General features: G+C 24.8%; 12 protein-coding genes, 1 tRNA gene and 1 pseudogene. 7 read left to right on the forward strand and 7 right to left on the reverse strand.

Going from position 1 to position 12,994, the window contains the following annotated elements:
* Window positions 1-255 precede the first annotated feature (255 nt).
* The 5 genes and pseudogenes from D9V75_RS01830 to greA form a co-directional block, all read right to left on the reverse strand.
* Window positions 256-336 (reverse strand) — tRNA-Leu (locus D9V75_RS01830).
* Window positions 337-398: 62 nt separating this feature from the next.
* Window positions 399-725, reverse strand: a complete 327-nt coding sequence (secG, locus tag D9V75_RS01835) for a preprotein translocase subunit SecG (RefSeq protein ID WP_158343680.1) — start codon at window positions 723-725, stop codon at window positions 399-401.
* Window positions 726-1,935: 1,210 nt separating this feature from the next.
* Window positions 1,936-3,771: an ATP-dependent zinc metalloprotease FtsH gene (ftsH, locus tag D9V75_RS01840; protein WP_158343682.1), complete on the reverse strand. Its 1,836-nt coding sequence runs from the start codon at window positions 3,769-3,771 to the stop codon at window positions 1,936-1,938.
* 68 nt (window positions 3,772-3,839) lie between these two features.
* A pseudogene (locus tag D9V75_RS01845) lies at window positions 3,840-4,459 on the reverse strand (RlmE family RNA methyltransferase).
* Between the two features lie 118 nt (window positions 4,460-4,577).
* Complete coding sequence (greA, locus tag D9V75_RS01850; RefSeq protein ID WP_158343684.1) at window positions 4,578-5,057, reverse strand: transcription elongation factor GreA; 480 nt, start codon at window positions 5,055-5,057, stop codon at window positions 4,578-4,580.
* Window positions 5,058-5,629: 572 nt separating this feature from the next.
* Between greA and D9V75_RS01855 the strand changes: the two genes are divergently transcribed.
* The 5 genes from D9V75_RS01855 (at window position 5,630) to cgtA (ending at window position 9,037) form a co-directional block, all read left to right on the forward strand.
* Window positions 5,630-5,872, forward strand: coding sequence for a BolA family protein (locus tag D9V75_RS01855; RefSeq protein WP_158343686.1), 243 nt, complete (start codon window positions 5,630-5,632; stop codon window positions 5,870-5,872).
* Window positions 5,873-5,940: 68 nt separating this feature from the next.
* Entirely contained in the window at window positions 5,941-7,203 is a 1,263-nt protein-coding gene (murA, locus tag D9V75_RS01860) for a UDP-N-acetylglucosamine 1-carboxyvinyltransferase (RefSeq protein WP_158343688.1), read from the forward strand.
* Window positions 7,204-7,275: 72 nt separating this feature from the next.
* On the forward strand, window positions 7,276-7,590 hold the full coding sequence (rplU, locus tag D9V75_RS01865) for a 50S ribosomal protein L21 (protein ID WP_158343690.1): 315 nt from the start codon (window positions 7,276-7,278) through the stop codon (window positions 7,588-7,590).
* Between the two features lie 15 nt (window positions 7,591-7,605).
* Complete coding sequence (rpmA, locus tag D9V75_RS01870; protein WP_158343692.1) at window positions 7,606-7,860, forward strand: 50S ribosomal protein L27; 255 nt, start codon at window positions 7,606-7,608, stop codon at window positions 7,858-7,860.
* Between the two features lie 166 nt (window positions 7,861-8,026).
* Entirely contained in the window at window positions 8,027-9,037 is a 1,011-nt protein-coding gene (gene cgtA, locus D9V75_RS01875) for an Obg family GTPase CgtA (RefSeq protein ID WP_158344067.1), read from the forward strand.
* A 56-nt stretch (window positions 9,038-9,093) separates the two neighbouring features.
* Here cgtA and rpsI read toward each other — a convergent pair whose 3' ends face one another.
* Window positions 9,094-9,486, reverse strand: a complete 393-nt coding sequence (gene rpsI, locus D9V75_RS01880) for a 30S ribosomal protein S9 (protein ID WP_158343694.1) — start codon at window positions 9,484-9,486, stop codon at window positions 9,094-9,096.
* 15 nt (window positions 9,487-9,501) lie between these two features.
* Window positions 9,502-9,930, reverse strand: a complete 429-nt coding sequence (gene rplM, locus D9V75_RS01885) for a 50S ribosomal protein L13 (protein WP_158343696.1) — start codon at window positions 9,928-9,930, stop codon at window positions 9,502-9,504.
* Window positions 9,931-10,234: 304 nt separating this feature from the next.
* On the opposite strand from rplM, the gene D9V75_RS01890 reads away from it, so the two are divergent.
* Window positions 10,235-11,392 carry a chorismate mutase gene (locus D9V75_RS01890; protein WP_158343698.1) on the forward strand — a complete coding sequence of 386 codons (1,158 nt, stop codon included), beginning with the start codon at window positions 10,235-10,237 and terminating at the stop codon, window positions 11,390-11,392.
* Between the two features lie 139 nt (window positions 11,393-11,531).
* A complete protein-coding gene (ffh, locus tag D9V75_RS01895; protein WP_158343699.1) occupies window positions 11,532-12,884 on the forward strand; it encodes a signal recognition particle protein in 1,353 nt (450 codons plus the stop codon).
* The last annotated feature ends 110 nt before the right edge of the window (window positions 12,885-12,994 follow it).

A 12,994-nucleotide genomic window follows, 5' to 3' on the forward strand; every position in this document is an offset into this window, starting at 1 on the left:
TCAAACTTAAAAGTTTTAAAATGAGAAATAGTTGCTCACTTTATATACCATGATCACAAACAAAAAATTTATTTTTGAAAGCAATAGTGAATATGTCTGATTCTTATTAAAATCATATAATTTTATTTTTTAATTAATACTGAAAGATTTAATTTATATAAAATAAACATTCTATACTAAAAACCCCCGAATTTTCGGGGGTTTTAAAGACGTTAAAAAATTTATAAAAACAAATTTTATAAAATATAAAATTTATGCCGAGGATGGGATTTGAACCCATATGCTTTTAGCACTACCCCCTCAAGATAGCGTGTCTACCAATTTCACCACCTCGGCGTATTTTTAAAAAAACTTATATGCAATAAATATTTTCTAACTCACAATTAATAATATTTAAATTAACGAGGTATTTCAGAAATTTGTTCTTTTTTATCTGATAAAAGATTGTTTAAAATATTTTTTTTATGATCATTTTTTAGAAAATCTAAATTAGTTGTTGAGTTATTAATATTGCATAGAACGATACTTGTTATCAAAAACAAACAAGAAAGAACACTAATAATATTTGTAATTAAATTACCACGACCAAAACTTTTAAATAAATTAATATTATTTTTAGAGTTTAAATGCACTGTATTATTAAGACTTTTTCCTGGTTGAAGTAAAATAAAAGAAATTAAAGAAAAAGAAATAAAAATAAAAAATACCAAAAAACATAAGTACATGTAATATTATTTCCTTTTTATACATTAAAAATTATTATTATAATATAATAGTTTAAATGTAAATTTGTTATTTAAAAAAATTGTGTTAATAAAAAATTTATTGTATTTTTAATTCATTGAGCGATTGAAATAATGTCTTAATGTAATAAAATAATCTTTTAATTTAAAAAAATTTACTGTTTCAGTTATGCTTAGAATATATGATATCATACTGGATTTTATTAATAACATATACCTTTGTTTATTTAACATTTTTAAATTTATTAAGAATAAATGTTAATTTTAACTGTGCTTTAAAATTTAAACTAATATTTATTTTAATACAAAAAATTTTTAATTTTAAAGTACTAATCACTTTTTAGTTTTTATTAGTATTTGTATTATTTTAATTCATCAAAAATTTATATATTAAATCTTAAATCTATTAGTACTTTAGATACTTAGTAATGATTAGTAATATAGTCAAAATTTAAAAGAATTATGAATTAAAATAAATTTATTCTGTTATCAATAGTATTCTTAAAACTTTTATGTATTAAAATTTAAGATTTATAATATTTTTTTAAAACCTCTAAAATCTTTTAAACAAAAGTTATCAAAACAATTATTAAATTATTATTGAATGTAACATTTTATTATCTAATTTGCTTTAATTGATTTTGTAGAAAAAATTTTTATGATTTTTCCTAACAAAGTTATGAAAATGGGAAATAAAAATTTCTGAAGAATTGTTTGAAAATTTTATAAAATATTGAATAAATAAAGCAAACATACATCTAATTAATAAAATAAAAAAATTTTTTAAAACATTATGTTTCAAATCAAATTGCAATATTTAATCTGAGATGCCTTAGTTTTTTCTAATAAAATAATTTTTATGTTTTAAAACTACGTTAGTGTTTTATTTATATTTTAACATAAAATCTAGATTTATTGATATATTTCCAAATCTTTTCTCATTTTTTAATTGAAAATAATTAAATCATTTATATTGATTTAATCTCTACTTTTTAAAAAGATTAAATTTCAAAGATAATAAAAAATACTTAATTAAAATAATAAACTTATATCTATTTAAAAAAAAAGTAAGATGAAGCCATAATAATCTTGTTACTTCATCTTATTTTAAGCAGAACAAAAAAAAATTTTAAAAATATGAATTTCTAAATATTTATAAAAATTAATTATATGCTAATATTTTTTAAAAAATTTATTTGTTAACATTCGTTTCATTCCATCCCTGAGGGTCTCGTACTTTTTTTCTTGCCATTAAATCATCAATCTGAAAAGAATCAATGGTTTCATATTTAATTAAAGCATTTTTCATAGAATGTAGAATATCAATATTTTCATTTAAAATATTACGCGCTCTATTGTAATTTGCTTCAATTAATAATTTTACTTCTTCATCAATAATTCTAGCAGTCTCATCAGACATATTTTTTGACTTAGAAACTGAACGACCTAAAAAAATTTCGCCTTCTTCTTCAGAATATAACAGTGGTCCTAATTTTTCTGAAAAACCCCATTGAGTCACCATATTTCGAGCTAAACTTGTTGCTACTTTAATATCATTAAACGCTCCAGTAGATACTTTCTGAGTGCCATAAATAATTTCTTCTGCTAATCGACCTCCATATAAAGTGGATATTTGACTTTCTAATTTTTGTCGACTAATACTAAGTGTATCTGACTCTGGTAAGAAAAATGTAATTCCTAATGCTCTCCCTCTTGGGATTATAGTGACTTTATGAGCTGGATCATGTTCTGGAACTAATCTTCCAATAATAACATGACCAGCTTCATGGTATGCAGTAGATTCTTTTTGAAAATCACTCATGACCATGGATCGACGCTCAGAACCCATCATAATTTTATCTTTTGCTTTTTCTAGTTCAATCATGGAAACTACTCGATGATTAAGTCTAGCTGCAAAAAGAGCAGCTTCATTTATTAAATTAGCTAAGTCAGCCCCTGAAAATCCAGGAGTTCCTCGAGCAATAATCATAGCATCAACATCTTTTGATAAAGGAACTTTTCGCATGTGAACTTTTAAGATTTGTTCTCTTCCGCGAATATCTGGTAAAGCTACAATAACTTGACGATCAAATCGACCTGGACGCAATAAAGCTGGATCTAATACATCAGGTCTGTTAGTAGCCGCTATTAAAATCACACCTTCATTTCCATCAAAACCATCCATTTCAACTAACATTTGATTAAGAGTTTGTTCCCTTTCATCATGCCCACCACCTAATCCAGTACCTCTTTGACGACCCACTGCGTCAATTTCATCAATAAATATAATACATGGGGCTGATTTTCTTGAATGTTCAAACATATCTCTTACTCTTGAAGCTCCAACTCCAACAAACATTTCAACAAAATCAGATCCAGAAATCGTAAAAAAAGGAACTTTCGCTTCTCCTGCAATTGCTTTAGCTAATAATGTTTTTCCAGTTCCTGGAGGACCAACCATTAATATACCTTTTGGTATTTTTCCTCCTAATTTTTGAAAACGACTTGGTTCTTTAAGATATTCGACTAATTCACTTACTTCTTCTTTAGCTTCATCACATCCAGCAACATCTTTAAAAGTTGTTTTAATTTGATCTTCTGATAACATTCGAGCTTTGCTTTTACCAAACGACATTGCTCCTTTCCCTCCTCCCATCTGCATTTGACGCATAAAAAAAATCCATACACCAATTAACAACAACATAGGAAACCAGGAAATAAAAACAGAAGCAATCAAACTGGGCTCTTCAGGTATTTCTCCTATTACCTTCACATTTTTAGTTAAAAGATTATCTAATAATTTAGGATCGTGAATAGGAATATAAGTAACGTATTTATTACTGTCTTTTCTGGTAACATGAAGCACTCGCCCATGAATATGAACGGAACGTACTTGATCTTCATTTACTTCTGACAAAAAAGTTGAATAATCAATTTTACTATTACTTACATCAGTGGAACTAAAATTTTGAAATATAGACATTAATATAACTGTAATAAATAACCAGAAAATTAGATTTTTAACCATATCACTCAAAGGAACGACCTCTCATTACTTCTATATTATTTAAAAACAAAACAGCATACTTAAAGTATTCATCTAGTTGCTAGAATGAATATTTCTCGAGATCTTGTTCGAGAAGTTTTAGGTTTACAAATTTTAACTTTTAAAAATACATTTTTAACTGATTCATAAAATTCATTGAAACCCTCTCCATGAAACGATTTTACCAAAAAAATACCATGTTTAGATAGTATACTGTTTGATATGTTTAAAGCTATATGGCATAATTCCAGAGCTTGCGACATATCAATAATAGAGTTACCTGTCATATTAGGAGCCATATCAGACATAACTAAATTAAATTTTTTATTATTTGAAAAATTTAATATTAAATCGGATATTTTTTTTTTCTACAATCTAATTTTAAAAAATTAATGCCTATTATTGGTTTCATCGGTAAAATATCACATGCTGTAACTCGTCCATTTTTACCAATTTTACTTAAAGCGTACTGCGTCCAGCTTCCGGGAGATGCTCCTAAATCAATAACTCTCATTCCATTTTGAAATAAATTATTTTTTTTATCGATTTGCTCTAGTTTAAACCAAGCTCTGGAGCGAATATTATTTTCTTTTGACTTAATAACATATTTATCTTTAAAATGTTCTAATAACCAACGTTTAGAACTATCTGATTTTTTTTTATAAATCATATTTTGTACTATTTTTGTGAGATAAACTTAAATCATAACTTGAGAAGTTAATCAATTAAAAGAGATTTAATTTTTAGATGAAGAAAAAAATTTTAAAAAGTGATTTTATTAAATCTAATTACACATATTCTATCTTTAAAATATTAAATTTAACGTTCCCTTTTGGTGTACATATAGTTGCGATAGAATTAATTTTTTTTCCAATTAAACCTCTTGCCATAGGAGAATTAATAGAAATTAAATTTTTTTTGAAATCAGATTCATCGTCTCCTACAATTTGATAATTAAATATTTCATTATTTTTTATATTTAAAATTTGAACAGTGGAACCAAAAATAACTCGTCCATTATTAGGAATTTTAGTTACATCTATAATTTGAGAATTAGATAATTTTGATTCAATTTCTTTTATTCTACCTTCACAAAAGCTTTGTTCTTCTCGAGCAGAATGATATTCCGCATTCTCTTTCAAGTCACCATGCTCTCTAGCTTCTGCTATAGAAATAATGATTCTAGGACGTTTTATTTGTTTTAATTTTTTTAATTCTTTTCGAAGTTGTTCTGCACCTCTTATTGTCATGGGAATTAAGTTAATCATATATATTCCTTTTAATTTTATGCATTTTTATTGAAAAAATAAATTTTTAATGAAACATATTAATTTTTGATGATTTTAAAATTTGAAAATTTTAAAAATTATTTTTTATTTTTTTTAAATAATGTTAAAATATTTAAGATATTAAATTAATTTAAATAAAGTTATTAATCAAAAAAAATAATTTATATATATTGTTTCATTCTTAAAATAATATACTTTTTTATTTAAAGAAATTTTAAAATAATATCATAAGTTGATTAAATTCTAAAAATAGAGATATAAAAAATTTTTAAAAATTCGTATAAAATTTTAATTTTATAGAATACACTTAATTTGATTAAATATTTTTAAATATTAATCTGTTTTGTAGAATTTTATTATATAAGATATACCTATCTATTTTAAATTAAAAAACACAATTTATCAAAAATTAATCCTTTCGTTTTTTTAATAATGTAAATTAAAATAAATAAAATATAAAATTTTTAAATTTCAAATTAATTATTTTCAATTTAATTATTTTGAAATATTTTTTATAAAGAATTTTTAAAATAAATTAAAAGCATATTAAAATGGATAAAAAAATAAAATCGTTACTTTTTAACAAATGGAATCTTAAAGAAATACATGTCACTGGAGACGAGAATCATTTTAAAATCATAGCTGTAGGAAGTGTATTTAAAGGAAAAAGCACAGTAAAAAGACAGCAAATGATTTATGAACCGTTAATAGATTTAATCACACAAAAAAAAATCCATGCTGTATCAATTGTTGCTTATACTTTTGAAGAATGGGAGAAAATTGAAAAAAAATAATTTTTATTATGCATAAAAAATTTCATAAATAAATTTTATAATACAACTTAATTCAGAGCCTTATTTATATGAATCAATTTTGTGTAGAAGGAAATAAAAAATTAAATGGTAATGTAATCATTTCAGGATCTAAAAATGCTGCATTACCCATTTTATTTATGAGTATATTAACAAATCACAAAGTAAAAATAAGTAATGTTCCTAAATTAACAGATATTGATTTAGCCATTCAATTACTAAAATATATAGGGGCTGAAATAAAACATCAAAAATGTATATTAATTGATCCTAAACCTATAAAATTAATTTGCCCTCCACAAAATTTAATATCAAAAATTAGAGGTTCTATCTGGATGTTAGCTCCTCTTTTAACTCGATTCAATCAAGCAAAAATTTTTTTTCCAGGAGGGTGTCAAATAGGAAAAAGACCAATAGATTTACATTTAAAAGGTTTAAAAAAGCTAGGTGCAACAATTAGAATAAAAAAAAATTCCATTCAAGCGTTTATTACAAAACGAATGAAAGGGACACATATTCTAATGGAAAAAATTAGCGTCGGAGCGACAGTTACTATAATTAGCGCCGCTGTTTTAGCTGAAGGTTTAACGGTGATTGAAAATGCTGCGCGTGAACCAGAAATTGTTGATATCGCAAAATTTTTAAATACTTTAGGTGCTAATATTACTGGAGCCGGGAATAAAAAAATATTTATAAAAGGCGTATCCAAGTTAAATGGTGGAAAACATAAAGTAATTCCTGATAGAATTGAAACAGGAACTTTTTTAGTAGCTGCAGCTATTTCTAAAGGAAGAGTAATATGTAAAAAAACAGAACCTAAACACTTAAAACAAGTACTTAAAAAACTTTCAGATTCTGGTGCAATAATTAAGTTTGGAAAGAATTGGATCAGTTTGGATATGAGGGGGAAAAGACCTCATTCTGTTGATATCTCTACAGCTGCCTATCCTGGTTTTCCCACAGATCTGCTAGCTCAATTTACTTTATTAAACTCCATCTCTAAAGGGAAAAGTAAAATTACTGAAACTATATTTGAAAATCGATTTATGCATGTTCCTCAGCTTATCAAAATGGGAGCTAACATCACCACAACTCAAGAAAAAAACATTATTTGCTGCGGAGTTCCTAAATTATTTTCAAAAAATGTTTTTTCTACTGACTTAAGAACTTCTGCAACATTAATACTAGCAGGTTGTATCGCTGAAGGAATTACTCAAGTACACAAGATTTTTCATCTTTTTAGAGGATATGAATACTTTTCTAAAAAATTAAATTTAATAGGAGCAAATATTAAAAGAAATAATAAAAAATAATATTTATACAACTTTAAATTTATAACTGATAATTTTAATTAGATTAAAATAAAAAAATAACCGGAGTATATTATGCATGCTGTTTTTACAAGTGGTGGAAAGCAATACAGAGTGAAAAAAAACCAAATTATAAGATTAGAGAAATTAGAAAAACCAGCTGGTGATACGATAGAATTTGATCAAATTTTAATGATTTCTAATAAAGATTTTGTAGAAATAGGAGCTCCATTTTTAACAGGAAAAACAATAACAGCAAGAATTGAAAATCATGGTCGCTTAAAAAAAATTAAAATTATTAAGTTTAATCGACGCAAGCACTATAAAAAAACACAAGGTCATCGTCAATATTTTACTAATGTAAAAATTGAAAAAATTAATTATTTTTAAGAAAAGGATAAATTTATGGCGCATAAAAAAGCTGGTGGATCTACTAGAAACGGAAGAGATTCTAATGCTCAAAGATTAGGTGTTAAATGTTTTGGAGGGCAATTCATTTCTTCAGGAAGTATTATTGTTAAACAACGTGGAACTAAATTTCATCCTGGTAAAAATGTCCGATGCGGAAAAGACCACACTATTTTTGCTACTGCGAATGGAACTGTACAATTCAAAAAAAAAGGATTAAAAAAAAGACAGTATGTAAATATATTAGTTTAAAAAAATAAATTTAATAAACAAATTATTGTTTAAAAAATAGTATGCCGATTTATCTAATAAAAAATGTTTAATTTTTACATTCTTAGTATTATATCGTAAAACTATTAATTTAATTAAACAAGAAACAGTGATGTTTAATGCACTTTATAAATATCTTAAATACAAAATGAAATTTATTGATCAAATAGTTATTCAAGTAATTGCTGGAAATGGTGGAAATGGATGTATTAGTTTTAGAAAAGAAAAATATATCCCGAAAGGAGGTCCAGACGGTGGAGATGGGGGGGATGGTGGAAGTGTATGGTTTGAAGCTAATAATAATTTAAACACTCTTGTAGATTTTAGATTCAAAAAAATTTTTCAAGCGAAAAACGGTAAAAATGGATCAGGAAATAATTGTTCTGGAAAAAAAGGAGATAATATAAAAATATTAGTTCCTGTTGGAACAAAAATAATTAATTTTGAAACAAAAGAAATTATAAGCGACTTAATAAAACACAAGCAAAAAATATTAGTTGCTCAAGGAGGTTGGCATGGGATCGGTAATACAAGATTTAAATCTTCAACAAATAGGGCACCAAGAAAATGTACATCAGGAATTAAAGGAGAAAAAAGAAATATAAAATTAGAGCTGATATTGATTGCTGACGTTGGAACTTTAGGAATACCTAACGCTGGAAAATCTACTTTTGTTGCAACAGTATCTAGTTCTAAAACAAAAACTGCAGAATATCCATTTACAACCTTAAATCCCATGTTAGGAAGTGTTACCTTAAACAATAAAAAGAAATTCATAATTGCAGATATTCCTGGTTTAATTAAAGGAGCTTCTCATGGAATTGGATTAGGTATTAAATTTTTAAAACACCTAGAAAGATGCAAAATATTATTGCATATCATTGATATAAACCCAAAAGACGGATCTCATCCAATAGAAAATATAAACACTGTTACAAATGAACTAAAAAAATACAGCCCAACGTTATATAATAAACCGAGATGGTTAGTATTTAATAAAATTGATTTATTGAGTAATTCAGAAATAAAAAAAAGAATTAATGAAATTAAAAATTACTTAAAAACAAAAGAAAAACACTATCTTATTTCGTCAACAAAGAAAATAGGCACAAAAGAAATATGTCTTGACATAGCAAAGTATTTAGAAAATGAAGTGTAAATTTTTAATCGAAAAAGAACTCGGTTTATTAAAAAACCAAGTTCTTTAATAATAAATTAACGTTTAGAAAACTGAGGGCGTTTCCTAGATTTCCGTAATCCTACTTTTTTTCTCTCAACCTGACGTGCATCACGAGTCACAAAACCTACTTTTCGTAATTTAGGTCGTAAAGATTGATCATACTCAATTAAAGCTCGCGTAATTCCTTGTCGAATTGCACCTGCCTGACCAGAAATTCCTCCTCCTTTAACTGTAACATAAATATTAAATTTATTTATCATGTCAACTAATTCTAATGGTTGACAAACAATCATACAAGAAGTTTCACGTCCAAAATATTGCTCTAAAGATCTTTTATTTATTATTATTTGTCCATTTCCAGGTCTCAGAAAAACTCTAGCAGAAGAACTTTTTCGACGCCCAGTTCCATAATTTTGAAAATTAATCATTTTTCTATACCTATTTTAAATGTTGAGAAATTTGGGACACTGTGCCGTGTGATCATGATTGTCATTAGAAAAAACTTTCAATTTTTTAAACATAGATCGCCCTAAAGGACCTTTTGGTAGCATTCCTTTTACAGCAATTTCAACAATTTTTTCTGGATAACGCGCCATCATTTCCTCAAATCTTAATTTTTTAATACCACCAACATAACCTGTATGATGATAGTAAATTTTATTAGTTCTTTTTTTTCCTGTAACTAATATTTTTGAGGAATTCAAAACAATAATATAATCTCCAGTGTCTAAATGAGGAGTATATATAGATTTATTCTTTCCTCTAAGATAAATAGCAATTGAACTAGCAAATCTGCCTAATATCTTATTAGTGGCATCAACGTAATACCAGTTTTTTTTTAAATCTCTTTCTTTAGCTGAAAATGTTTTCATTATGATATCTTCTTAAATATAATTATTTATATAAAAATCATACTATCATTAAAATTAATAAGATATAGTAAATATGTTTTTAATGATAAAATCTTGTAAATGATTTTTATATAAATTTATGTTTTTAGAAATAAGTAATTTTTAGTAAAAATTTTTTAAAAAGTTGATAATATCTAAAATAAAAAAATACTTTTTTTGAATAAAACATTTAATTAAAATGTACGTATCTTTTGTACAAAAAATAACGTCTACTGTTAAAAAATATTAAATTTTGTACTAAACACATGTTCATAGGTAACAAATTATGCTTTCTGAAAGTTGTTTATTAAATTTTCGTGATAAAATTAATGAAATTGACAAAAATATAGTTGATTTACTATCTAAAAGAAAGATTTTAGTAAAAAAAATTGCTGAATTTAAAATAAAAAACAATCAATCTATACGAGATAAAAAACGCGAAGAAAATATGTTAAAAAGATTAATTAATTTAGGGAAAAAACATCATCTCCCTTCTAAATATATTACTCAGTTGTTTCAATTAATTATTAAAGAATCTGTAGAAACGCAAGAAATGTTGTTAAAAAATTTTTATATTTTTAATAAAAAAAGAATTTTTAGTTTTTCTTTTTTAGGCCCGAAAGGTTCTTATTCACAGATTGCAACTACAAAATACGCAAATCAAAAATTGATTAATCATGTTGAAAAAGAATGTCAAACATTTAAAGAATGTATTTCAAATGTAGAGAAGAAAATATCAGATTATGCAATTCTACCTTTAGAAAATAGTTACTCCGGTCCTATTAATGAAGTTTTTATTTTGTTAAAAAAGACTCATTTGTTTATTTCAGGAGACATTAAGCTTTCTGTAAATCACTGTTTAGTAGGAATTAAAAAAATAAAATTAACTCATATTAAAACTGTATATAGTCACCCTCAACCTTTTAAACAATGCAGTAAATTTATTAAAAATTTTCCAAAGTGGGAAATTCAATATTCAAAAAGTACATCTGATGCAATGAAAAAAATTATAAAATATAATCAAATAAGCAATGCAGCTTTGGCAAGTGAGGATGGAAGTAAAATATATGGATTAAGCATTTTAGCTAAAAATATTACTAATCAGAAAAAAAATTTTACAAAATTTATATTATTATCACGTGACACTTTACATTCGCCTCAAAATAAAGCATATAAAACAACGTTAATTTTTAGTATTAAAAAAAAATTAGAAATTTTTAATCAATTCTTAATAATATCAAAAAAATATAATTTAATTACAAAAAAATTAATTTTTAAAGATAGCCATGAAAACACATTAGAATATAATTTTTATACTAATATCCAAGATCATGTTTCATCTTTATTGATTCAAAATATACTCCAAGATATTCAAAAAATAACTACGTTCATCAAAATATTAGGTTGTTATCCAATTGAAAATTCGTTACCTATAAAAATATAAATCTATTAAACATAAATATTTTAGCCAAATTTTTATAAAAAATGAAATGATTGTGAGATTTATTCACTGATACCTAGTATTTCAAAAAAATAATTTTAATAATCACTAATGTAAAATTTTAAAATGAGTTGAAAAAATAATGTTCAGTAATCTAACTAACCGTTTTAAACAAAGTTTAAGAAAAATCATTAATTCAGGTCGACTAACAGAGGAAAATATAAAAGAAACAATACGTGAAGTTCGAAAAGCTCTCTTAGAAGCAGATGTGGCTTTATCAGTTATAAAATCTTTTATAAACAATATAAAAACAAAATCTATTGGTCACAAAATTAATAATAGTTTAACTCCAGGACAAGAATTTATTAAAATAGTTAGAAGTGAATTAATATCAGTTATGGGAGAAGAAAGTAGCACCTTAAACTTATCTGATTCACCCCCTGCTATTGTTCTCATTGTAGGTTTGCAGGGATCAGGAAAAACTACCAGTTTAGCAAAAATAGCAAAATGGATTAAAAACAAATATAGAAAAAAAATACTAATAACATCTACTGATGTTAATCGAGCAGCTGCTATTCAACAGCTAAAAATATTATCAAATGATATTGAAATAGATTTTTTTTCAACAAAAGAAAATAAAACATCAATCGAGATATCAAAAGAAGCTATTAAACATGCAAAATTGAAATTATATGACATATTACTAATTGATACAGCTGGACGACTTCATATAAACGAAGAAATGATGAATGAAATAAAAGAAATACAAATTTTTTCTAAACCAATTGAAACTCTATTAGTAGTAGACTCTATGATGGGTCAAGATGCTATTAATATGGCTCAAATTTTTAATAAATTTCTATTTATATCTGGAATTGTATTAAGTAAAGTAGATGGAGATTCTAGAAATGGAGTGGCACTTTCCATGCGTTATATCACTAATAAACCTATTAAATTTATTGGAACAGGAGAAAAAATAACAGAATTAAAACCATTTTGTCCAAAAAAAATAGCAGATAAAATTTTAGGAATGAATGAAGTTTTATCTATTATTGAAGATATTGAAGAAAAAGTCGATAAATCTCATTTAAAAGAACTAAACAATCAATTCAAAAAAAGTCAAAATTTTAACTTAGATGATTTTTTAACACAAATAAAAAAAATGAAAAAAATAGGAGGTTTAAACCATTTGGTAAACAAACTATTAAAAAATTTTCAAACCTCTGATCATGCATCATTTAATACAGATTCAAACACATTAAAAAAAATAGAAGCAATTATTTCTTCTATGACTCGCAAAGAAAGAATGATGCCAATTATTATAAAAGGATCTAGAAAAAAAAGAATAGCATTAGGTTCTGGAACTCAAGTTCAAGATGTAAACAAGTTATTAAAAAATTTTGAAAATATAAAAAGAACAATAAAAAAAATCCAAACAGGAGGAATAGGAAATATAATGAAGAATATAAAAAATATGTTACCTAAAAAATTTTAATTATTTTTAAAATAACATACGTCCAAAAAAAGATTTTTGTGAAAATTTCATGTAAAATAAAATTTATATCTGTATGATTTTAAAAATATCATTTTACATTACTTGCAATT

Origin of the sequence: Buchnera aphidicola (Muscaphis stroyani) (assembly GCF_005080865.1) — a bacterium.
In the GTDB taxonomy this organism is placed as follows: Bacteria; Pseudomonadota; Gammaproteobacteria; order Enterobacterales; family Enterobacteriaceae; genus Buchnera; species Buchnera aphidicola_AG.